Origin of the sequence: Synechococcus sp. CCY9201, from assembly GCF_034931105.1 — a bacterium.
GTDB lineage: Bacteria > Cyanobacteriota > Cyanobacteriia > PCC-6307 > Cyanobiaceae > CBW1002.
This window is the reverse complement of record NZ_JAYGIC010000119.1, coordinates 1-22,243: the sequence shown is the minus strand read 5'-3', so window position 1 is coordinate 22,243 and position 22,243 is coordinate 1. Positions and strand designations below refer to the sequence as shown.

23 protein-coding genes are annotated in these 22,243 nt (G+C 65.5%); 7 read left to right on the top strand and 16 right to left on the bottom strand.

What is annotated here, in order from left to right:
- The coding region (locus VB716_RS11890) for an NFACT family protein (protein ID WP_323270584.1) at positions 1-1,535 on the bottom strand (1,535 nt) is incomplete at its 3' end.
- On the opposite strand from VB716_RS11890, the gene gmk reads away from it, so the two are divergent.
- Complete coding sequence (gene gmk, locus VB716_RS11885) at positions 1,474-2,052, top strand: guanylate kinase (RefSeq protein ID WP_197169688.1); 579 nt, start codon at positions 1,474-1,476, stop codon at positions 2,050-2,052. The genes VB716_RS11890 and gmk overlap by 62 nt on opposite strands.
- Positions 2,053-2,439: 387 nt before the next feature.
- Here the strand turns inward: gmk and psaJ are convergent, their stop codons facing one another.
- Together psaJ and VB716_RS11875 are read right to left on the bottom strand one after the other, a co-directional pair.
- Complete coding sequence (gene psaJ / locus VB716_RS11880) at positions 2,440-2,556, bottom strand: photosystem I reaction center subunit IX (protein ID WP_185465876.1); 117 nt, start codon at positions 2,554-2,556, stop codon at positions 2,440-2,442.
- Between the two features lie 83 nt (positions 2,557-2,639).
- Positions 2,640-3,119 carry a Photosystem I reaction center subunit III gene (locus VB716_RS11875; RefSeq protein ID WP_197153919.1) on the bottom strand — a complete coding sequence of 160 codons (480 nt, stop codon included), beginning with the start codon at positions 3,117-3,119 and terminating at the stop codon, positions 2,640-2,642.
- A gap of 61 nt (positions 3,120-3,180) precedes the next feature.
- Between VB716_RS11875 and tsaD the strand changes: the two genes are divergently transcribed.
- Both tsaD and VB716_RS11865 read left to right on the top strand, forming a co-directional pair.
- A complete protein-coding gene (gene tsaD / locus VB716_RS11870) occupies positions 3,181-4,236 on the top strand; it encodes a tRNA (adenosine(37)-N6)-threonylcarbamoyltransferase complex transferase subunit TsaD (RefSeq protein WP_323270583.1) in 1,056 nt (351 codons plus the stop codon).
- A gap of 150 nt (positions 4,237-4,386) precedes the next feature.
- Positions 4,387-4,575: a chlorophyll a/b-binding protein gene (locus tag VB716_RS11865; RefSeq protein WP_197159136.1), complete on the top strand. Its 189-nt coding sequence runs from the start codon at positions 4,387-4,389 to the stop codon at positions 4,573-4,575.
- Between the two features lie 96 nt (positions 4,576-4,671).
- Here VB716_RS11865 and VB716_RS11860 read toward each other — a convergent pair whose 3' ends face one another.
- Positions 4,672-5,940: a type IV pilus twitching motility protein PilT gene (locus VB716_RS11860; protein WP_323270582.1), complete on the bottom strand. Its 1,269-nt coding sequence runs from the start codon at positions 5,938-5,940 to the stop codon at positions 4,672-4,674.
- A gap of 95 nt (positions 5,941-6,035) precedes the next feature.
- Between VB716_RS11860 and wecB the strand changes: the two genes are divergently transcribed.
- Positions 6,036-7,163 carry a non-hydrolyzing UDP-N-acetylglucosamine 2-epimerase gene (wecB, locus tag VB716_RS11855; protein WP_323246694.1) on the top strand — a complete coding sequence of 376 codons (1,128 nt, stop codon included), beginning with the start codon at positions 6,036-6,038 and terminating at the stop codon, positions 7,161-7,163.
- Positions 7,164-7,193: 30 nt separating this feature from the next.
- Here the strand turns inward: wecB and VB716_RS11850 are convergent, their stop codons facing one another.
- Positions 7,194-8,333: an efflux RND transporter periplasmic adaptor subunit gene (locus VB716_RS11850; protein ID WP_197172233.1), complete on the bottom strand. Its 1,140-nt coding sequence runs from the start codon at positions 8,331-8,333 to the stop codon at positions 7,194-7,196.
- A 193-nt stretch (positions 8,334-8,526) separates the two neighbouring features.
- On the opposite strand from VB716_RS11850, the gene ychF reads away from it, so the two are divergent.
- Positions 8,527-9,618, top strand: coding sequence for a redox-regulated ATPase YchF (ychF, locus tag VB716_RS11845; RefSeq protein WP_197153922.1), 1,092 nt, complete (start codon positions 8,527-8,529; stop codon positions 9,616-9,618).
- 11 nt (positions 9,619-9,629) lie between these two features.
- Here ychF and VB716_RS11840 read toward each other — a convergent pair whose 3' ends face one another.
- Together VB716_RS11840 and VB716_RS11835 are read right to left on the bottom strand one after the other, a co-directional pair.
- Positions 9,630-10,967 (bottom strand): EAL domain-containing protein, encoded by a 1,338-nt coding sequence (locus VB716_RS11840; RefSeq protein WP_323270581.1) that lies wholly within the window; start codon positions 10,965-10,967, stop codon positions 9,630-9,632.
- A 219-nt stretch (positions 10,968-11,186) separates the two neighbouring features.
- Positions 11,187-12,440 (bottom strand): EAL domain-containing protein, encoded by a 1,254-nt coding sequence (locus VB716_RS11835; RefSeq protein ID WP_197153926.1) that lies wholly within the window; start codon positions 12,438-12,440, stop codon positions 11,187-11,189.
- A gap of 363 nt (positions 12,441-12,803) precedes the next feature.
- Between VB716_RS11835 and VB716_RS11830 the strand changes: the two genes are divergently transcribed.
- Entirely contained in the window at positions 12,804-13,052 is a 249-nt protein-coding gene (locus tag VB716_RS11830; protein WP_322757465.1) for a hypothetical protein, read from the top strand.
- Here VB716_RS11830 and VB716_RS11825 read toward each other — a convergent pair.
- The gene (locus tag VB716_RS11825) at positions 13,020-14,231 is read right to left on the bottom strand and encodes an MFS transporter (protein WP_323270580.1); all 1,212 of its coding nucleotides are present in this window, start codon (positions 14,229-14,231) and stop codon (positions 13,020-13,022) included. The two genes, VB716_RS11830 and VB716_RS11825, sit on opposite strands and share 33 nt — an antisense overlap.
- 113 nt (positions 14,232-14,344) lie before the next feature.
- On the opposite strand from VB716_RS11825, the gene VB716_RS11820 reads away from it, so the two are divergent.
- Positions 14,345-15,883, top strand: coding sequence for an alpha/beta hydrolase (locus VB716_RS11820; protein WP_322757464.1), 1,539 nt, complete (start codon positions 14,345-14,347; stop codon positions 15,881-15,883).
- 7 nt (positions 15,884-15,890) lie between these two features.
- Here the strand turns inward: VB716_RS11820 and VB716_RS11815 are convergent, their stop codons facing one another.
- The 8 genes from VB716_RS11815 to VB716_RS11780 form a co-directional block, all read right to left on the bottom strand.
- Complete coding sequence (locus tag VB716_RS11815; protein ID WP_197153928.1) at positions 15,891-16,910, bottom strand: ABC transporter permease; 1,020 nt, start codon at positions 16,908-16,910, stop codon at positions 15,891-15,893.
- Positions 16,907-18,619 (bottom strand): ABC transporter substrate-binding protein, encoded by a 1,713-nt coding sequence (locus VB716_RS11810; protein ID WP_323270579.1) that lies wholly within the window; start codon positions 18,617-18,619, stop codon positions 16,907-16,909. The genes VB716_RS11815 and VB716_RS11810 overlap by 4 nt, the downstream gene beginning before the upstream one ends.
- Positions 18,620-18,729: 110 nt before the next feature.
- Positions 18,730-18,963 (bottom strand): hypothetical protein, encoded by a 234-nt coding sequence (locus VB716_RS11805; RefSeq protein ID WP_197153929.1) that lies wholly within the window; start codon positions 18,961-18,963, stop codon positions 18,730-18,732.
- A gap of 237 nt (positions 18,964-19,200) precedes the next feature.
- Positions 19,201-20,505, bottom strand: coding sequence for a homoserine dehydrogenase (locus tag VB716_RS11800; protein ID WP_323270578.1), 1,305 nt, complete (start codon positions 20,503-20,505; stop codon positions 19,201-19,203).
- 47 nt (positions 20,506-20,552) lie between these two features.
- Entirely contained in the window at positions 20,553-21,044 is a 492-nt protein-coding gene (locus VB716_RS11795) for a SufE family protein (RefSeq protein WP_197153931.1), read from the bottom strand.
- Positions 21,045-21,048: 4 nt separating this feature from the next.
- Entirely contained in the window at positions 21,049-21,567 is a 519-nt protein-coding gene (locus VB716_RS11790) for a hypothetical protein (RefSeq protein ID WP_197153932.1), read from the bottom strand.
- An 8-nt stretch (positions 21,568-21,575) separates the two neighbouring features.
- Entirely contained in the window at positions 21,576-21,758 is a 183-nt protein-coding gene (locus tag VB716_RS11785) for a hypothetical protein (RefSeq protein WP_197153933.1), read from the bottom strand.
- A gap of 125 nt (positions 21,759-21,883) precedes the next feature.
- On the bottom strand, positions 21,884-22,243 hold a 360-nt coding region (locus VB716_RS11780), incomplete at its 5' end, for a 5-formyltetrahydrofolate cyclo-ligase (protein WP_323270577.1).

Below are 22,243 nucleotides of genomic sequence, written 5' to 3'. Positions count from 1 at the left end.
CTGGCCATCGCCCGGCGATGGGCGCGCCGCTGGGGCTGCGGCGCCAGGGCTGCGCCCCTGGGGCTGTCCGTTCCCTCCGGTCCTCCTGGGCCTTCCCGCAGCTCCTCGGCCAGGGCCTCCAGCTGCTCGACGCCATCGGCCTGATCGAGGAAGGTGCGGCTGTGCTCCAGCCAGGCAAGCCGCTGGCGGTGCCGCTCCAGCCGCGGTGTGATCGCCGCCAGCGAGCGCCGCAGCTTGCGGGCCCGCCGGTAGAGCGCCTGGGCCTCGTCGATCTGCTCACGGGACAGGGCGAACTGACTGAGCAAGGCGTCCGCCTGGCTCTGCAGGGCTTCACTACCGCCAGCCGCCTCCACCAACGCCTCCTGCTGGTGCAGCTGCCGCTGTTCACGCTCGGTTGCGGCCTGCAGCTGCTGGGCGAGCTGGTGCTGCCGACGCTGCAGCTCCCGCGCCGCCAGCATGGTGCCGTAGTAGCCAGCCAGGGCCGTGTTGATGGGGAGGCTGTCGCCGGCCTGCGCCGGGCCATCCCCAGGCTCCGCCAGAGCGGGATTCTCTCCGGACGGTTCCTGCCCAGCAGGATCTGCCGCAGCCGGATCAACCCGCCAGCAGCGGTAGGCCGTGGGGCCAGCTGTATCGAAACAAAAGCGCTGATCCTTCACCGCCCTCAGCCAGGCGCACCACCGCTGCCACAACCGTGACCAACCGGCCGCGTTCATGGTGTCTACAGACCGTGCCAACCAGGCGGCGCTCTGCTCCGCGGACTCCCCTGCCAGCTGGCGGGCCAGGGCCGGGCTGATGCCCTGATAGCTCTCCCGCAGCGCCCGTTCCAGGGGCAGGGGCAGCAGACTCAGGCGCCGCTGCCAGCTCTCGAACGGTTCGGCCGGATCGGGGCGATCGCCGCCCAGGGGCGGCGGCGGCTGGTAGGGATCGCCGTTGCCGATCGGCCGCAGCCGCGACTGTCCCTGCCGCACCTGATGGCCCAGGGCCATCACCCGCTCCTCAGCGTCGAGCAGAAAGATGTTGCTGTGGCGCCCCATCAGTTCCACCACCAGCTGCCGTTGGGGAGGCTCGCCCGGACGGGCCGCGAAACGCAGGTGCACGACGCGCTCCCAGCCGTCCTGTGCCAGCTCCACCAGGGCCAGCCCCTTCAGGCCATGCTGCAGCTGCTGAGCCAGGGTGCTGCCATCACCCTGACGGCGCGGTGCCGGGATCGCCAGCAGCCGAGGGGCTTCCGCCATCCAGCTGATCTCCAGCCAGCGCATGCCGTCGAGGCTGCGCAGCCCCAGTTGCACCGTGTGGGAGGCGCTCTGCTGCGCCTTTTCAAAGCGGCTCGGCACCACAGCAGCCCGCAGCTCCCCCAGCACCGCCCGCAGGCTGGTCACATCCAGAGGCTGGAGGGGTTGGGTTGACACCATCACCGCTGGCAGAGGTTCACAGCCGAGGCTGCTTACTCTGCTGCGCAGCAGTGTCACTTCCATGGCCCGCGCCGCGTCGTCCGCCCGGCTCACCGTGATCACCGGTCCCAGCGGCGTGGGCAAGGGCACACTGGTGAGCCGCCTGCTGCAGCGCCAGCCACGCATCTGGCTGTCGATCTCGGCCACCACACGCCAGCCCCGGGCCGGTGAGGTCGACGGCGTGCACTACTTCTTTCTCAGCCGTGAGGCCTTCGAGGCGCAGGTGGCCGGTGGCGGCTTCCTCGAATGGGCCGAGTTCGCCGGCAACCTTTACGGCACCCCGCGGCAGCCGGTGGAGCAGCATCTCGCCGAAGGACGGCCGGTCCTGCTGGAGATCGAACTGGAAGGGGCCCGGCAAGTGCGTCACTCCTTCCCGGCCGGCCAGCAGCTGTTGATCAAGCCTCCCTCTTTTGAAGAGCTGGAGCGGCGGATTCGCGGACGCGGGACCGACAGCGAATCCGCCATCGCGAAGCGCCTGGAGCGCGCCAGGGTGGAACTGGCCGCCGCCGCCGAGTTCGATGCCTGCCTGGTGAACGGTGATCTTGAGGTGGCGCTGGCGGAATTGGAACAGCTCATGGATCTGGGCACCAGCAAGAGCTGACGTGTACTGAGGCGTGAGCTGATCGGCCCGATGCCCGATCTGTCGGATTGATCCGGTCTGCCTGATCGATCTCCCTGGGTAAAAAAGCATGGTGATCCCAGCATCAACACTGAATCGACTCAGCCGAAACCATGCCATTGATCAGAGCGTTGCTCCCATTATCCGGACCTGATGGCAGCCAGGCAGTATCACAAGCTGCAGGCAAAGAACCTCGCCAGCCCAGCAGGCTCCGGGGCAAGAATGCCGTGCATGACAGCAAAAAAGCGGCCCCAAAAGGGGCCGCCAAGACTAGACAAGTCTGAGCAAAGAATCAGTGATGGCGGTTCAAGGGATATCGATGAAGCCCTGAAGGAACAGCTTCCCTGAACCTCTGAAATCAATCTGTTTTCAGAGGGGGTGGAACAGCAGATCAGGGAAGAAGCGATTGAACTCAATCATGATGCCGGCGGTGATCGTGAACCAGATGGCCGCGAACACCGGAGCGGTGGTCAGGAATTTCTTCATGTCAGAGAAGGGTGAAGCGGTTAGGGAGCAGGACATCAGCCTGCCGCGATGGAAAGGCTGTGACAATCAACAGCCCGTTGCCTTCAGCGGGGCGACACGGTGACCTTGTTGTCGGACTCGAGCAGTTTGCCGCTGGTGAATTCACCAAAAGCGGCAATCGGCCAGCTGGCGGCTGCCAGGGTGCTCTTCAGGGCCAGGGAGAGATCAATCTGGATTTCCTTGGTGGTGGCGTCCTTGGTGCCACGGATGGCCTGCAGGTAGGAGCGCCCAGCCCAGCCGATGCAACCGGCGATATACAGGAAGGCGATTCCAGGGATCATGAAGTCTCCGGCGTGGCTCCAGCGGCCATCCACAATCAGGTGGGGCAGACCATCGGTGCCGCAGACGGCCTTGCTGTACATCGCAAAGCGAGCTTTGGCCTGCTCGGTCTGGGCGGCGCCGGCCCGCTGCTGGAACCGCGGGCTCTCGGCACAGGGGGTCAAACCGGCTACATCAGCCCTGGCGGACGGAGCGAAGCCAAAGATGAGAAAGGCGGAAAGAACGACGGCGAATAGACGGCGCATAGGGAGTTCGGCCGCAGGGCAGGATGTCACGACCGGACAGTAGGAGCGGCCCCCAGAGTCCATGGCCACGATTCTTGCCCTCGAAACAAGTTGTGACGAGTCGGCAGCGGCGATTGTGCGGGATCGCACCGTTCTGGCCCATGCCGTGGCTTCTCAGGTTGAGGAACATGCGCGCTTCGGCGGCGTGGTGCCTGAAATCGCCTCGCGACGGCATGTGGAGGCGCTGCCCCAGCTGATCGCCACCGTGCTGTCCGAGAGCAGTGTGGCGCTCCCTCAGCTGGATGCGGTCGCCGCCACGGTGGCGCCGGGCCTGGTGGGAGCCCTACTGGTGGGATCGGTCACGGGCCGCACCCTGGCCCGCCTGCATGGATTGCCGTTTCTGGGCATGCATCACCTTGAGGCGCACCTCTGCTCGGTGCAGCTCGGATCTCCGCTGACGCCGGGGCCCCATCTGGTGCTGCTGGTGAGTGGTGGCCACACCGAACTGATCCGGGTCGAGGGTCCCGGGCGCTATCAACCCCTGGGCCGCAGCCATGACGACGCCGCCGGCGAGGCCTTCGACAAGGTGGCTCGCCTGCTCGGATTGGCCTACCCCGGAGGACCCGCCATTCAGGCCGCTGCCGAAGCGGGCGATCCCCATCGTTTTGCCCTGCCCAAAGGGCGGGTGTCGAGGCCGGAGGGAGGCTTCTACCCCTATGACTTCAGCTTCAGCGGCCTGAAGACAGCCATGCTGCGCCTCGTGAGGTCGCTCGAGGCCTCGGGTGAGCCGCTGCCCGTGGCAGATCTGGCGGCGAGCTTTGAGCAGGTGGTGGCGGACGTGCTGGTGGACCGCAGCTGCCGCTGTGCCCGCGATCAGGGCCTGGCCACGATCGTGCTGGTAGGCGGTGTGGCGGCGAACCGCCGCCTGCGGCAACGGATGGAGCAGAGCTGCGCCGAGGCCGATCTGCAATGGCGTCTGGCGTCGCTGGCATTCTGCACCGACAATGCCGCCATGGTGGGGGTGGCGGCGGCCCAGAGATTCTCGCAGGGCTGCCGCAGCCCCATGGATCTGGGGGTGGCGCCGCGGTTGCCGCTGGTGCAGGCGGAGCGCCTGTATGAGGCAACAGCTTGTTTCTGATCGCCCTAGGGTGGAATGATTCGCTGAGGACTGGTCGTCATGGCGCCGGTTGAGGAGGGCCAGGTTGTGGGCACGACCGATCCTGTTCAGGCGGATCAGGTGCCCGCAGGTTCAGTGGAGGGCGATTCAGGTCAGGTTGCTGTGACGCCGCTGGAGGCTTCCCTTCCGGGCGGGGTTGAGTCTGAGACCGTGATTGAGCCGGTTGGACCGGAGGAGCTCAACGCTTGGCGACGAGGCTTTACGCCCCAGGCGGAAATCTGGAACGGCCGACTGGCGATGCTGGGACTATCCGTTGGGCTCTCGGTTCTTCTGATCGCACGCCTGGCGGCTGGGCATTGATCGGTGCCTTTCCTTATAACGAACTGAGCCTGATCCTGTCAGGACTTTGACTGAATTTCCACCGATTCAGGCAGGCGGATTGATCCCTTCAGTGCATCATGTCCTTCCACGCAGGGCCTGAGCAAGCTCGTTTGGCCTGAGGCTGACGGCCAATGCATCAAAGCCCTCCACGCGACCATCTTCTACCAGCTTGATCAGGCTTTGATTGGCGGTCACCATGCCCTCGAAACTGCTGCGATTCATGATGTCTTCAATCTCGCCGAGTTCGCCACGCTGAATGTAATCCTTGCAAGCATCTGTGTTGATTAAAATATCGTGAAACGCAACCCTCTTGCCGTCCGTGGTCTTGATCAGGCCCTGGGCGATCACCCCCAGCAAGGTTTCGGACACCGCCCGCCGCACCGCATCCTGCTCCTGAGGGGGATACATCCCCAGCACCCGCTCCACGGTCTTCACAGCAGAGTTGGTATGCAGAGTTCCAAACACCAGGTGACCCGTCTGGGACGCTTCGATCGCCGTGGCCAGGGTTTCCTGGTCACGGATTTCACCGATCAGGATCACGTCAGGATCTTCCCGCATAGCGGCACGCAGGGCATTGTGAAAGTGCTTGGTGTGTTGGCCAACTTCCCTGTGGCGGATTAGGGACTCTCGACTTTCATGCACGAATTCAACCGGATCTTCAATCGTGATGATGTGGCGGGTCATGTTGCGGTTGATCCAGTCGATCATCGCCGCCAGAGTGGTGCTCTTACCGGAGCCAGTCGGACCGGTCACCAGGATCATGCCCTTGGGAAGGGCAGAAAGCTTCTTGAGTACAGGGGGCAGGTGTAGGTCCTCCAGGGTCGCGATCTTCTGAGGAATCAACCGCAACACCATCCCCGGCCCCCGCAACGAATCGAGCACGTTGATGCGGACTCGCGCAAAGGGGAAAGCAAAACTTCCATCGAATTCCTTGTCCCGCTGAAAGGAATCGATCTCAGCCGGCGTCAGCATCTCGCGCAGCCATCGTTGGAACGTCGCGGCGTCGGTGACCGGCCAACCGGTGCGCGCCATCTCTCCGCGGGCCCGATAGCGCGGTTCTTCGCCGACGCCCAGGTGGACATCTGAATGGTTCCGCTCGTGGGCCAGGCGCACGATGTCCTCGAGGGTGGCCGGTTGGCTTCCGTACCCACCAGCCTCCTGTCCAACCGATGCAACAGGGGTGGAGACAGGCTGGGCGAATGGTGGCGGCGGCGGTGGTTGCAGCCCCGGACCAGGCGAAGCAGGGGGTGGTGGCTGGGCGGGACCGGGAAAAGGGGAGGGCAGAGCCGTGGTTCCGGTCGGGGGGAAGGGCGAAGGCGGAAAAGGAGAGTCGGCCTGGGCCATGCCGGAGCGGAACGGGTCGGGTTCAACCAGCTTCGCCCCTATCGGGCCGGGAGGCCACCATCCCTAGGATCCGGGCATTGCTGCTGGGGGGCGGGATGCCACTGGTCACGATCGTGCTGGGCACCAGGCCGGAGGCGATCAAACTGGCCCCGGTGATCCGTGCCTTTCAGCAGGCCCCGGACCTGACCACCCGCGTGGTGCTCACCGGACAGCACCGCGAGATGGTGAGCCAGGTGATGGAGCTGTTCGGCCTGAAGGCCGATCACGATCTGGCACTGATGGCTCCCAAGCAGACCCTCACCCACGTGACCTGCGCCGCCCTCCAGGGCCTGGAACAGGAATTCACCGAGCATCGCCCTGATCTGGTGCTGGTCCAGGGCGACACCACCACCGCCTTCTCCTCAGCCCTGGCGGCCTTCTATGGCCAGATCCCCGTTGGGCATGTGGAAGCAGGCCTGCGCACCGACAACCTGCTTGACCCCTTCCCTGAGGAGGCCAATCGCCGGCTGATCTCCCAGCTCGCCCAGCTTCACTTCGCGCCGACGGCGCAATCGGCCAGCAATCTGCGCGCCTCCGGCGTGGTGGGCGACATTCTCACCACCGGCAACACGGTGATCGATGCTCTGCTGCTGATGGCGGAGACGGCCCCGGACTGGGATCTGCCCGGCCTCGACTGGAGCAGGCAGCGGGTGCTCCTGGCCACGGTGCACCGTCGCGAGAACTGGGGCGAACGGCTGCAGCAGATCGGCCAGGGTTTTCTCGATCTTCTGGAGCGTTTTCCCGACACAGCCCTGCTGCTGCCGCTGCATCGCAACCCCACCGTGCGGGAGCCCCTGCAGGCCCTGCTGGGCGACCATCCTCGCGCCTTCCTCACCGAACCGCTCGACTACGACAGGTTGGTGGCGGCGATGCGGGGCTGCGCGCTGCTGCTGACCGATTCGGGCGGCCTCCAGGAGGAGGCTCCAGCCCTCGGCAAGCCGGTGCTGGTGCTGCGCCGCACCACCGAGCGCCCCGAAGCGGTGGAGGCCGGCACGGCTCGTCTGATCGGCACCAACAGGGGCGACATCCTGCGGGAGGCCAGTCGCCTGCTGGAGGATCCCGCGGCCTACGCGGTCATGGCCCAGGCCCACAACCCCTTCGGCGATGGGCAGGCCAGCGGACGCATCCTGGAGGCCGCGCGCAGTTTTCTCAATGGCGGGGACGCTCAGTCGGCCTGTCCCTAGTTGGCCTGCTGTCCGTCCGTCCACCCTCACTCAGTCCGTCTGCGGACGCTTGCTGGCCCAGGGGGGAAGATCGATGAACACCCGTTCACCAGGCTTGAGGCCTGTGATGATCTGGGTGTCCTTGCCGCTGCTGGATCCGAGCTCCACGGGCTGGAAGGTGGGCTCGCGCTCGGGGCCGACCCTGAGCACACCAGGTTTGCCTGCTTCGGTCACCACCGCCACGGTGGGCACCAGGGTCTCGGAGCGCAGCTGACCGGCCTGAAAATCAATGTCGGCGGTCATGCCGATGCGCAGCTCCGGCGGCGGATCGATCAGCTGCAGCTTCACCTCAAAGGAGGTGACATTGTTGAGTTTGATCGCACGCGGCGCGATGCGCCGCACCCGGGCCGCAAAGCGCTGATCGGGGAAGGCATCCACCCGCACGCTGGCCATCTGGCCCACCCGTAGCCGACCGATGTCATTCTCGGGCACCTTGGCCAGCACCTCCAGCCCCTGGGCCAGCTCCACCACCGAGGAACTGGTGGCACCGGCCGTGGCCGACGCTGTGGTGGTGGGTGTCACGAAGGCGCCAGGGTCAGCGAACCGCTGGGTGATCACCCCATCGAAGGGGGCCCGCACGATCAGCTCATCCCGTTCCACCTGACGCTGCTCCAGCCGCTGACGAGCCGCCGCCACGTTGGCCTCATCCACGTGAAAGGCCCCCAGGGCCCGCTGATAGTCGTCAGCGCTGATCGCCTGGCTGGCGAACAGCTGGCGGCGGCGCTCCCATTCACTGCGGGTGCGGGCCAGCTGGGCCTCGGCCGAGCTCAGATTGGCCTGCAGTTCCTTCAGGCGTTCATTGAGATCACCCGAGTCCATCAGGGCGAGAGCCTGGCCTTGCCGCACCCGGTCGCCCTCCTCGACGTAGAGCTCCTGCAGCAGCCCCTGCCGCTTCGGGCTCACGTTCACCCGCCTGACCGCATCCAGTTCGCCGCTGGCGCTCACCACACTGGGAAGGGAGCCCTGGCGGGCCAGCACGGTGTATGGATCGAGATTGCGGCCCTTCTGGCCCGACTGACGCAACCAGACCGCCGTGCCGCTCAGACCGACCAGCACTGCCAGGGTGCCGGCCCAGAGACGTCGCCGTCGCCAGAGGGGCTTGACTGACGGGCTCCCGGTGAGCCCGTCGATGTTGGGATGTCCGGTGGGGGCGGGTTCGGGCCGGCGACGCGGCCGCAGGGGGGCGAGGACGGGAATGGGCCTGGTTCCGACTGTGCCCCAGTCTTTCGGGTTCGCGGCGTGATTGGGGTTGTTCACCGGGACGGATCTCCCCCGCAGCTCTGGATCCGACTGGCGCCTGGCTGGCAGCGATTAGATTCGGACCATGCTCAAAGCCGGAATTGTGGGACTGCCCAACGTGGGCAAGTCAACCCTCTTCAACGCCCTCGTGGCCAACGCCAAGGCCGAGGCCGCCAACTACCCCTTCTGCACGATCGAACCCAATTCGGGCGTGGTTGCGGTGCCGGATCCTCGACTGGAGCAGCTGTCAGCGGTGAGCGGCAGTAAGGAGATCATCCCGACCCGTGTTGAGTTCGTCGACATCGCCGGCCTGGTCAAGGGGGCCAGCCAGGGGGAGGGACTGGGCAACAAATTCCTGGCCAACATCCGCGAAGTCGATGCGATCGTCCACGTGGTGCGCTGCTTCGAGAACGACGATGTGATTCACGTCTCTGGTTCGGTAGGCCCTGCCCGTGATGCCGAGGTGATCAACCTCGAGCTGGGGCTGGCCGATCTGGCCCAGGTGGAGAAGCGGCGCGAGCGGCTCAAGAAGCAGACCCGTACCAACAAGGAAGCGCAGCTCGAGGACGGAGCTCTTGCCCGCATCCAGGCCGTGCTGGAGCAGGGCGGAGCGGCCCGCACGGTGGAGATCAGCGAAGAGGAGGCCCTGCTGATCAAGCCCCTGGGCCTGCTCACCGCCAAGCCGATCATCTACGCCACCAATGTGAGCGAGGACGACCTCGCCTCCGGCAATGCCTTCGTCGACGAAGTGAAGGCCGTTGCTGCTCAGGAGGGCGCCGAGACCGTGCGCATTTCCGCCCAGGTGGAGGCCGAGCTGATCGAGCTGCCTGAGGAGGAGCGAGCTGAGTTCCTGGCCGGTCTTGGGGCGGAGGAAGGTGGGCTGCAAAGCCTGATCCGCGCCACCTATTCCTTGCTCGGATTGCGCACGTACTTCACCACGGGTGAAAAGGAGACCCGCGCCTGGACGATCACGGCCGGCATGACGGCGCCACAGGCCGCGGGAGTGATCCACACCGATTTTGAGCGGGGCTTCATCCGCGCCCAGACGATCGGCTACAGCCAGCTTCTGGAGGCCGGTTCCCTGGTGGAGGCGCGCAATCGTGGCTGGCTTCGCAGCGAAGGCAAGGAGTACGAAGTCGCCGAAGGTGATGTCATGGAATTCTTGTTCAATGTCTGACGATATCGAAGTTAAAAATGCGACGAAAAAGATGCGGGCATGCGAAAATCTATGCAAAGCACATAATTGGATGCGGTTTGCATATGCCTTAGGAGTACCGCGACGGTGCGGCAGGGGTTGCCCGTTGCGAGGCTGATATAGCTATTTGTAGTGAATCGGGAAAGGCCCGTATCAATGAGGCTGAAGAAATACTCTTTGAAGGAGTGATCCGACCCTCGGCGGGCCGGCTCAAAGAGGCGGCTAGGCAGCACTGTGACATCGGAGGCCATGTGAGTTTCGCTTACCTGAATTCCCTGGTCATCAAGAAGGTAGGCGGCTTCTATGCCGGTATTGTTGGCCACCAATTCCCAAAGGGCCGCATCAAAGTCCTGCCGCTTCGCCTTCTGCAGGCCTGCGCACCCTTGTTGGGCAAGTCGCTGCAGGTCTAAACTCTGCTGGCGGCGGGCCTTGAGTGAATCAGTGGCATGGGTGCGCTGTCGACGTGTTGCCTGAGCAAGGGGCTCCAGCAGGCTAGGAAGATCAAGCTGTTCAGCTTTCCTGGCCCTTGCAAAGAAGAAACCCTGCAAAAGCTCCGCTCCCAACGAGGCACAGGTGTCAACTTCGGCATGGGTTTCAACCCCTTCGGCCAAGACCATGCAGCCGATACTACGACTAAGATTAACCAGGGATTTTATTGTTTCTTGCTTAAAGAAGTCGCGATCCACATGGGCCACCAAATGGCGATCGAGTTTGATGATGTGGGGACGCAGCTGGGCGATGCGGGGCAAATTACTGTCACCTGCTCCAAGATCGTCAAGTGCAATGAGAAAGCCATGCCGGCGATAAGTATCAACGAAGTCTCGTAGGGACTCGAGATCATGTACCCGGCTTTCATTGACTTCGATCACGACGTCGCTGGGTTCAAGACCCGAGGCCTTGACCCTCTCCAGCAGCCAGCCGGAGCCCAGGACCCCACGATCGATCACTGAAGACTCGAAGTTGAGAAACAGCAGCGGACGGCAGCCTTCGGCGAACCGTAGACGGCTGTAGCTCTCCAGGGCCTTCAAACGGCAGAGCCGATCCAGTTCCAGCATGCGACCGGTGGTTTCCGCTTCCAGGAACATCTGCACCAGGCCCATGGTGCGCGGCCTGGCCAAGGCCTCGATTCCAACAACAGATTGATGGCGGAGCGAAAGAATCGGCTGGAATTCAATATCTAAATCCTGATTGGTCAGCAGCTCTGCCAAGGCATCGCAACTGGTCTGGTCATCCTGTTGTGGAATCTCTTCAGACAAGCTGGTATCGAGTGAAATCTGCGCCTGTGGGGTGGCCGTAGTCTCCCTTCGAGTCCGCGGGGCTGGATCTTCCATCCTTGGGAAAGGAGTAAGCACGTCAGACCCTCGCTTCGCAACGAGCGTCCTGGGAATTATAGTAAGAGCATGGCTGTGAAAGGCTTTGTATTCGCCAACACGGTTGCAAGCTTTCACTCCGCTTTGGTTCTGTTCTTGCTGATCGGGTTCAGCCTCTCAGGAGGCTTGCCGGCGGGAGAGATCCCTGCAGTTCTGCGGGTCACGCGATGGAAGCCTGGGTCAGGTTGAAACCTTGAAATCGATGCAAAGCACGAAAGCCTGATCTGAATCATGCTCGAACACCACGGTTACGGTGCGACAAGGTCGCCCAGTGGCAAGACTGATATAGCTGTCCGTGGTGTAACGCTGCAGCCCAGCATGGATGAGACTGAAAAAATACTCCTTGTAAGAGTGGTCCGTGCCGCGGGGAGCTGGACCGAATAGCCGGCTTTTGAGGCCAATCACTGGATGGGACATGTGGGTTTGGCTCACCTGAATCCCTTGGCTGTCCAACAGGTAAATGGCCTCGATCTCAGGGTTGTTCTGCACCAGTTCTTTCAGAACTAAATCAAAATTTTCGGGAGTGCAGTCCTGCAATCGTTCGCAAGCGATTCCGGCGAGTCGATGTAGGACGCTGCCAACTTGTTTCCGGGCGTGGAGGGTATCCACGGCATTGTCCCTCTGCCGTTGCGAAGCAGAGACCAAGGCTGGCAACAAGGCAGGAAGGTCGAGGTGGACAGGAGCCTTGGGGCGATCGAAGTGAAAACCCTGGAATAACTCAGCGCCGAGAGAGGCGCAGGCATCCACCTCCTCCAGGGTCTCGACGCCTTCCGCCAGGACGAGACTCCCAATGCTGCGGCAGAGATTGACCAGCGACTTGATCGTTTGCTGTTTGAAGAAGTCATGATCCACTCCGGCGATCAAGTTGCGGTCAAGCTTGATGATGTGGGGCCGCAGCTGGGCAATGCGGGGGAGGTTGCTGTCACCGGCGCCAAGATCGTCAATGGCGATAAGGAAGCCGAGATCGCGATGCGCATCCACAAACTTCCTTAATGAGTCGGGGTCGAGTACCTTGCTCTCATTCACCTCGATCACGATATCGTTGGGATTGATCCCGTAGGACTCCACCGTGCTCAGCATGGATCCCGAGTGAACCACCGCTCGGTCGATCACCGAAGCCTCAATATTGACGAAAAGCAGCGGCCTTGTCCGGCCAATCGTGGGCAAGTGCCTGTAGGCCTCCAGCGCTTTGCGGCGACAGAGGCGATCCAGCTCTAGGAGCCGACCAGCGGCGGCCGCCTTGGCAAACATTTCACCCACGCGCATGCGGTGCGGCCTCGCCAGCGCTTCGACCCCCACCACGGTCTTCTGACGCAGCGACAGGATCGGCTGAAAGTGGATATCCAGTCGCTCGTGTTCGATCAGGTCGTGCAGATCGGGTAGCCATGCATCCACCCGTGAACCGGACGCCTCGACCCCACCTTCCTCAAGCACCTCCAGAAAGGGCCGGGGGGATGGTCGGATGGGCTTCCGGGGTAGGTAGAGATGCCGATGGGGCTCGTCAGACTGGTGCCCATCCAGGTGGCGGGGAGGGGCGGGATCCAAGATGTCGGCAGAGGACTGACCAAGTGCCTCCTCACTCACCCGATCAGAATCGGGGTCGGGACGGTCTTGCGGAGAATGCTCCTCGTGCCGTGTCATCAAGCCTCCTGCACGGCCCGTTGAAGCTGATCTGCTTCACTCTATGCAAGATTGCCGGAATTTCGATGCTTCCCCCGCGCCGGCCACACACATCTCAGCCTGTGGTCGGATCGGTGGCGGCTGGGCAAGAATCCAGGTCAACACCGGAGGCATGCAATGCCGTCATCCCAGCCATCCCCGTCGAGCCAACCGATCGAGTCGGCGAAGAATCTCGCCAGCCCGGAGCATCCCCACAACTTTGAGGCGCAGAAGGAGGTGCATCAACAGATTCGTAACGATCCCGACTACGACGACTGGGAATACGGCACGGAACCCTTGCCCCATGAGGCCTGGATCGCCGCGCGTGAGCGTGGCGCCGCGGCTGTGCCGGACTCAGATCCTGGGGCCGGCGGCACGGGGGTGTAGGAGGCGCACCAGACGCAACCCCACCAGGTACAGCAAAGTCATGGTCAGCCAAAGGCCGGCGCCATGACCCTGGCGATCCAGCAGTTGGCCGGCCAGAAGGGGTGCGGTCAGGGCGCTCACGGCGAAGCACTGGGAGAACAGTGCCAGGGCAAGCCCCTGGTGTTTCAGCGGTGTGAGTTCCACTACCGCCTCGCTGGCGATCGGCAGGAAGGCAGCCTGACCCAGCGCCAGGGGTAACTGGGCCAGCATGATCAACCAGGCTCCACCCACGTGGAGGGCCGAGACTGCCAGCAGCAGGCTGCCGCAGGCGAAGCACACCAGGCTGAGCCCGAGGCCCGTGCCCACCGGTCGACGGGCCAGGGCCTGCCCCACGGGCCACTGCAGCAGCAGCAGCAATGCCAGCTGCAATCCGATCATCAGGGCGCCCTGGCTATCCGGAAGGGGTGGCCGCTGCAGCCCGCCGCGCACTATGTCGAGCGGAAGGGCGCTCTGCATCAGCGCCGGCATCGCTGTGGCCAGCACCGTCAGTGCCAGCAACGGCAGCAGAGGAGGCAGCCAGCTGCGCCAGGTGTCACCAGTCCTGGAAAGGGATCGGGGCCTCGGATCGGGCAGAGGACGCAGCAGCAGCAGCAGGGCCATCACAACCAGGCAGGCAATGTCCACCAGATAGATGCCCCGCAACCGGCCGCCCCAGGCCAGCAGGGCCCCGAGCAGCGCCCCCGCTGCGATCCCGGCCGCATCAGCGCTGCGTGCCAGGGCATAGCCCCGTGCCGAAGAAACCGGCTCGCAGCTCAAGGGCACCGCCAGCTCGATCGCCGGCCAGTAGAGCCCCATGGACGCCCCCAGCAGCAGCTGGCCCTGCAGGAAGCCTGACCAGCCCCAGGCTCCCGCCAGCAGGCTGTCACCCGCCAGGGAAAGCAGCACTGCCATCAGGACGGGGACCGTGCAGTTGAGGCCCCGATCCAGCAGGAGGCCACAGAGCAGGCGCCCACCGGTGCCGGCCAGGGCCGCCAGTGCCAGTCCCTGGGTGACGCTGCTGGCGCTGAAGTCGGCCTGGTGGAACACCATCGGAGTGAGATAGACCACACCGCCAGCCCCCAGAGACCCGATCAGCCGGATCAGGACCAGTTCACGCAGAGGCGCGGGAAACTGGTGAAACCAGGAGCCCGCTCGGGCCACCTCTTCTGCAACCGTCTCTGACTCCGCTGTTTCCTCCGTCAAACCGCGCACGCTGTCTCTGGTCTGCGCTGGCCAGTCTGCTGCTGGGCCTGATCGGGCTGCCGGCCGAGCCCGTGGCAGCGGCAGAGCGCCTGCACGTGCACCTCGACGGTCTGGAGATTCCGATCGACCTGGAGCAGCTGGAGGCCTGGAGCCGCCGCCGGACCCGACTGCAGGACAGCCAGCTCGGACCTGGCGATGACTTCAGCAAAGGTGAGCTGGCGGTCTGGCTGGAGCTGATGGATGGGCGCAGTCGCAACAATCTGAGCCGCCTGCTGCGGGGTCCACTGCTGCGTTCCCGAACCTTCGGCGAGCAGCTGCTCACCAGCTGGGCCGGCCAGCGGATCCTCGTGGAGGTGGGCAGTCTTCTCACCGACGCCGATGGTCGCGATTCCACCGCCCTGCTGCAGGACACCCTGCGGCGTCTGTTGGAGGAGCGGGGCGAGGTCACCGTGCTGGATCTGCTGAGTGCCATGCCCGCCGACGATCTGCACCTGCAGCTCGACACCCTGCTGGCCCAGGCGGAACAGTGGCGCGACCAGCTGCGTCTGCAGCAGCGGGCCCTGCGACGGCTGCGCCGGATGGAACTGCCGGATCGCCAGGAGCGTCCCCTGGCCTTCAGCGAGGCTCCGGAGGTGCAGATGCAGCGCCTGCTGCTTCCGGTGGATCACCGTGACGCTCCCCTGCCGCTGGAACTCTGGCGTGGCCGCAGCACGGAGGCGCCAGGCCCCTGGGTTCTGCTGATGCCAGGTCTGGGCGGCAACTCCGAGCAGCTGGGCTGGCTGGCAGCTGCCCTGGCGGATCGGGGATGGCCTGCCGTGGTGCTGCAGCACCCTGGCAGTGATGCCGGGGCCATGCGGGCCCTGCTGGCCGGAGCAAAGCCTCCGCCCGGGGCCGAAACCCTGCCGGATCGGCTGGCCGATCTGGAGGCCGTGCTGGCGGCAGAGGCCCATGGTGTGCTGCCGCCGATGGGAGATGGTGTGGTGCTGATGGGCCATTCCCTTGGCGCCATGACCGCCCTTCTGGCCAGCGCACCTGCGCCGGAGCCCGGGCTGGAGCGCCGCTGCCGCGAGGCCCTGCGCCGCCTGCCGATCACCAACCTCTCAAGGCTGCTCCAGTGCCAGATGGCGGATCTCTCGTTGGAGCTGCGCCCGCCGCCCTCTCTTCAGGAGGGAACACTGCGGGGGGTGGTGGTGCTCAATGGTTTCGGCAGCCTGCTCTGGCCTCGGCGTGGACTTGATCGCCTCAGCGTGCCGCTGCTGATGGTGGGCGGCAGCCTCGACCTGATCACGCCGCCGGTGAGTGAGCAGCTTGAGCTGTTTCTGCCCTCCAGCCAGCCCCGCAGCCGCCTCGTGGTGGTGGATGGGGGTAGCCATTTCTCTCCTGTGCGGGTCTCACGCCGTGGGGAGGTCCTCTTCCAGCTGGGCGAGGAGCTGGTGGGGGTGGAGCCGCAGCGGGTGCAGAACCTGATCCTGCGGGTCAGCGTCGAGTTCCTCCAGGGCCTGACGGGTCCTGACCTGCTTCCGCCCCAGCACCGACTGCAGGAGGGCGTCGGCGCCTATGTGCTCGACGCCGCAGCGGCCCGCCGCTGGCAGAAGGATCTGAGCCGCTGATGGCGGATCAGAAGCGGATGCGGGGATCCAGCAGGGCCACCAGCAGATCCACCAGCACCGTGACCATCACCACCAGCGCCGCCACCACCACCACGATCCCCTGAACCACGGGATAGTCCCGCTGGCTGATCGCCTCCTGAAGCCGGAAGGCGATGCCGGGCCAGGAGAAGGTGACCTCGATCAGCAGGGCCCCGCCGATCAGGGAAGCCACCGTGATGCCGGTGATGGTGAGCACCGGCAGCAGGGCATTGGGCAGGGCATGGCGCAGCACCACCCGCGCCTCCCCCAGGCCGCGGCTGCGGGCCGCCTCCACGTAGTCGGAGTCGAGGGCGCGGCGGAGGTTGAGGCGCAGGGCGTTGTCGAAGATGCCGCTGAGCAGCAGGCCGAGGGTGGCGGCAGGCAACGCCAGATGGCGCACCGTGCCCTGCAGCTGGCTCCAGTTGCCCGCCCTGAAGCTGTCGAACAGGTAGAAGCCGGTGCCGGTGGGGGGCAGCAGGGACGGAGGGAAACGGCCGCCCACCGGCAACCAGCCCAGCCAGACGGCAAACACCAGTTGCACCAGCATCGCCGCCCAGAACGGCGGCAGGGCGTAGGTGCCGATGCCATAGAGGCGTCCGGCCAGGTCGAGTTTTCCCTCCGGCCGGGCGATGCCGCTGAAGCCCACGGCCAGACCCACCATCGCCGCCAGCAGCAGGGCCGTGACCCCCAGCTCAAGGCTGGCCGGCAGGCTCTGACGAATGATCGCCGCCACCGGCTCCTGGCTTGCCTGGGAGACCCCCAGGTCACCGTGCAGGAGATTGGCGATGAAATGGCCGTATTGCACCGTCAGAGGCTGATCGAGGCCCAGCTGCTGGCGCAGGGCCTCTCGAACCGCGGCGGGTGCTTTGGGGCCCAGCAGGGCATCGATCGGATCACCGGGCGCCACCCGCAGCAACAGAAACACCAGGCTGGCGATCAGCCAGAGCATCAGGGGCGCCAGGGCCAGGCGGGCCCCCAGATAACGCAGCAGCTCGTTGCGGCGACTCATCGGCCGGCCTCCCCTCCAGAACCGGATGCCGTTCCGGGACCCAGTCGATGCAGCGCCTCCAGCCGCACCCGCCCGGATCCATCAAAGAGGGGTGGGCTCACCTGGGCGCCGCTCCAGGCGCCCTCCTCCATCAGCCACACCGGCAGATAGGGCACTGCGGCGGCTGTGCGCCGCTGGATGGCGCGCAACAGGCCAATCCGCTCAGGGCCTTCCACCTGGCTGCTGAGCACCAGTTCCCGATCCAGGCCAGGGGCGGTCCAGAAGGAGCCGCTCAGGGCACTGTTGCCCTTGGCGCAGCGGTTGCCCTGGGGCTCCTGACAGCTCAGCAGGGGGGCGAGAAAATTCTCGGCGTCGGGATAATCGCCGATCCAGTCGTAGAAGAACAGCACCAGGGTTCCATTGGCGAGCTGGTCGTAGGCGGTGGTGGATTCCATGCCGCTCACCTCCAGGGTCACGCAATCGCCCAGGTCGCGCCGCATCTGGGCCTGCCAGGTGAGGGCGAACAGTCGGTCACTGGGGATGTCGGAGCGGAAGGTGAGCGGCAGGCTGAAGCGTTTGCCGTCGCAGTATCCAGCCGCGCGATACAGGCGACGCGCCTCGGCGGGGTTGTAGGCGGGCCAGGCACTGGGATCGGAACCCGGCAGGCTGGGGGGCACCAACTGTCGCAGCGGCGGACGCATCCCCAGGCTCACCCGGCGGCTGATCGTCTGCCGGTCCAGGCTGTGGGCGATGGCCTGGCGCAGGGTGGGATTGTCCAGGGGCGGCTGGTCGGTGAGCAGCGAGAGGAAGCCGATCGAGAGTGCCGGGCCGCGGGCCTCATGCAGCCGACCGGCCAGGGCATCGCGCCGCAGGGCCTGTTCGTGGTCGATCTCCAGGCCGCTGGAGAGCAGAACGTCGACTTCGCCGCTGCGCAGCGCCCCGAACAGGGCGGTGGAATTGCTCAGGGTGACCAGATCCATGCCGTCATTGGCAGGTTTTGGGCCCCAGTAGCGCCTCCAGGGGGTGAGCCGCACCTGCTGGCCGCCGAAGAAAGTGAGCTTGTACGGCCCCGTACCGACGAAGCGCTCGTTCAGCGGCTTGTCCAGATGGTTGCGATAGGCGGTGGGGGAGATCGGCGTCAGAACAATGGCCGACAGCAACCGCGGCAGGGGGCTGAAGGGTTGATGCAGTTCCAGTTCAATCTCGTGGCTGCCGCTGGTCCTCACCTCCTTGACCCGATCACTCAGCTGATAGCCGAGGGTGCCGATCGCCATGAAGCGCTTCAGCGAAAACACCAGCGCGGCGGCATCGAACGGGGTTCCGTCGTGGAACAGCACGCCCCGGCGCAACGGGATGCGGGCCCTCAGGCCATCGCTGCTGATCGTGGGCAGGGCCGTGGCCAGCCGGGGTTCGAGGCGGCCATCGGTGGTGACGGCGTAGAGGGGGTCCCCCAGGGCACTGAGCACCTGCATCGCCCCGATCCGGGAGGCCTTGGCAGGATCAACGGAATCGATGCGGCTCTTGGTCGCCACCACCAGACGGGTGGGCGAACGCTGCGGCTGGCAGGCCGCCAACAGGGGCACCAGCAGCGCCAGGGCCAGCAGCGGCAGCAGAGATCCCGGGTGTGAGCGGAGGCAGCGGACAGGGGCCAGGACTCTGGAAATGGGGAGGTCCGGTGCCGACAGAGCAGAGGCGAAGACGGAATCAGACAGAGCTGGGGACAAGGTCACCGCTCGAGTGGGGCCATTCAAGGCCAACGGACCGCCTGTGATGGGCAGGACTCTGTCGCCTTCAACGATGGCTTGACCATCTGCAGAGAGACAATCCGGCAGGGCGGGTCTCAGGAACGGGACGCGAAAGGCTGGGGACGATGAGGGGCTGGCGTGACGCAGCCGGGCTGGAGCTGCTGAAGAGGCAACTCAAAAACCGGGCAGCCATGGCGGGCAAGGGGCCAGCGGCGCAGCCAGCAGCGGTTCCCGGCCTGATCAACGCCGATCACCTGATACAGCTGCTGATCATCGCCGCAGATCCGGATGCAATCGCCCTGATGCGGGGGGGTGGACGTGAAGGTCATGGTCGGGGGAGGAAAGAAACAACGCTCCCGGATGTCCGGCGGTTCCCCCACCCTTCCGATGGCGGCGGGGCGGGGTTGTGCGCTCGGCTACTGGGTAGCCGGTCGGTGAGGGGATGGCGACCTGGACTCGGGGGCTGAGGGGCGTTGCCTGAGGCTGGGTGGTGCCTCTTTTCTTCAGGATTGCTTCAGTGTTTGGCCGTCACTCTGCCGCATCGACGGGGTGCTTCGCCAGGGGGGTCAGAGGGTGCGCAGGCAGGCAGCCACCGCCTCCACTTCGGCCAGCGCTTCGATCGCATCGAGGGCAGTACGGAAATGCTGCTCCAGCACTTCGTGGGTGATCGCCACGATTTCAGCGGCGCCGTTCTGCCCTTCGAATTGCACGATCGACTGCAGCGAGACCCCCGCATCGCCGAAGCAGGTGCCGATCCTGCCGATCACACCGGCCTGATCGCGGGTCTGGAGTCTCACATAGTTGCGATGCCGCGTGCGGGATCCGTCCACCAACCCGCAGCGGCGCCAGCTGCCGGCTGCCAGCAGGGGATCGAGCTGGCCCGGCGCACCACCTACCTGGCGAATGCCGGCGATGTTGAGGATGTCGGCCACCACGGCCGAGGCGGTGGGCCCGGCACCAGCGCCTGGGCCATAGAACATCACCTGGCCCACCGGATCGCCTTCCACCAGAATGGCGTTGTTGACGCCATGCACGCCTGCAAGAGGGTGCTGTCTGGGCAGCAGGGTGGGATGGACCCGCACGTCCAGCAGCTCGGTGCCATCGTCTGCGGTGCCGAGGTGCTGGGCGACGGCCAGCAGCTTCACCACGAAGCCCAGCTGAGCGGCGTAGGCCACGTCGCGGGAGTCGAGCCGGTCAATCCCCTCCGTGGGGATCGAGGCCCTGGGCACGCTGCCGCCGTAGGCGAGCCCGGTGAGGATGGCGATCTTGTCGGCCGCGTCGCCGCCTTGCACATCGGCGGCGGGATCGGCTTCGGCATAGCCCAGGCGCTGGGCATCGGCGAGCACGGCGTCATAGGCGGCCCCCTCCTCAGCCATCCTGGACAGGATGTAGTTGGTGGTGCCGTTGATGATGCCGCTGACCCGTTGCAGGCGGTTGCCGCCCAGCGACTGCTTCAGCGGCTCGATGATCGGAATGCCGCCTCCGACAGCCGCCTCGATCAGTACGTAGACGCCCCGTGCGGCGGCGGCAGCGGCGATCTCCTCGCCATAGCGGGCGATCACGGCCTTGTTGGCGGTCACCACAGACTTACCGGCAGCGATGGCCCGCAGGATCAGGGAGCGGGCGGGCTCCAGCCCTCCCATCACCTCCACCACGATGTCCACCGCCGGATCGTCCACCACCGCTTCCGGGCTTGTGGTGAGTACCTCCGGGGCCAGGTCCACGGGGCGAGGCCGGCTCAGATCCCGCACCGCCACACGACGCAGGGCCAGCTGGCCCACGAGGGGATGGCGGCCTTCGGGGCTGCTGAGAATCGCGGCGACACCGGCTCCCACCGTCCCCAGACCGAGCAAGCCGATGCCGATGGTCATGTCGCTGACGCCCCTCAAACCACTGATCCTAGAAATCCGCTCTGAATTCAACCGTTGCCCAGGGCCGGAGCGTTGCCCAGCGCCGGATCTTCGCCCTGAGCACCGGCCTCGTCTTGTGCAGCAGGCTGGCCCAGCCTCACGGCCTGGGACTGCATCATCCGCAGGATGTTGAGAAACCCGTTGGCCCGAGATGGGGTCAGGCTCGCCTGCAGCCCGGTGGCGGCGATGAAGGCGGGATCCACCGCAGCGGCCTCCGCCGGCGTCAGCCCTTCAAGACCCTCGATCAACAGGGCCAGCAGGCCCTTGGTGATCTGGGCGTCGGAATCACCCTGCCAGTGCAGCGTTCCATCGACCAGCTCCCCCACCACGAACACCTGAGACACACAGCCCTTCACCTTGTAGGCGTCCTGCCGGAACTGATCGGGCAACGGCGCCAGCTTCTTGGCCAGCCAGAGCACGTATTCGTAACGGCGTCTGGGCTCGGCGGTGCTGCCGAGCTTCTCGACGATGCGGTCGAGGGAGGGACTTCCGCTGGCCATCGGCTCAGCCCTGGCGGCGGCTGCCCAGCCGGGCAAGGCGCACCAGGGTCCCGGCCGAGAGGAGGCCTCCAAGCGAGGCGAGGCCAATGGTGATCAGTGGCACGCCGGGAGAACGGAGCTCCTGCTGCCAGGCGGCGTCGATCCCGAGGGGGCTGGTGACCTGACGAACCTGGTTGTCGCCCTTGGCAGGCAGTTCGATGTAGTCGCGATGGCCGGATCCCCCATCCACCTGCACTTCCCAGTCTTCGGCGTTGGCCATCGACGCGGGCAGCTGGAAACGCAGCTTGCCCTGGGTGTCGGTACGGCCCACCAGAATCGGATCACCGCCACCGGGTGGCATCAGCCGCACCAGGGCTTCGGCGACGGGCGCTCCACTGGAAAAGTGGCTCTGCAACATCATGTCGTCGTTGAGGCTGCTGAGGCGCTCCAGACTGCTCTCCACGGCATGGGCCCTGGCGGCACAGGGGTTGAGCAGGATTCCGGCCACTGCCGGAACCAGAACCGCGACGGCACGGAGACGCATGGGGAACCTCAGGACGCTTTCCAGCGACTATCGCTGCTTTTTCCGGCCTGCACCATCCTCACCATCGAACTCACCATCAGCGAGAGGGCATCGCTGGATGACCCACCAGCCTGTCCGCGGGCCTGGAGCTCTGAGGCGAGCACACGCTCGGGGGCGGAATCGGTCAGGGCGGAGAGGGCGGGAGAACGCATCAGAACCGGCTCGACCAGAACTTCGAGATTCTGATCCTGCCAAATTCACGGCGTCCTCAGCGGCCTGGCGCCCAGGAGTTACAAGGTTGCAATGATTGTGGGGGCTGAGGGGTGAACCCTGAGGGTCAGGGCTTGGGCACCAGCACCAGCCCGGTTTCGCTCAGCCAGCCCTGGAAGGGCACGTCCCAGGGATCGGCCGGCAGCGCCTCCACCACACAACCCTGGGGCAGCACCACCAGCGCCGGCACATCCCCCCAGGCGGGCAGGATCCGCAGGCGGTCGTACCATCCACCGCCATAGCCGAGGCGAAGGCCGCGGCGATCCACCGCCAGGGCCGGCACCAGCAGCAGCGCCAGCTCCGCCGGATCCAGCGTTGCCTGCGGATCCGAGGGCGCCGGGATGCCGCAGCCGTCAGGCCGCAGCGGCTCCCCAGGCTGCCAGGCGCGGTAATCAAGGACTTGCCGCTCGGAGGCCGTCGCCGCCGG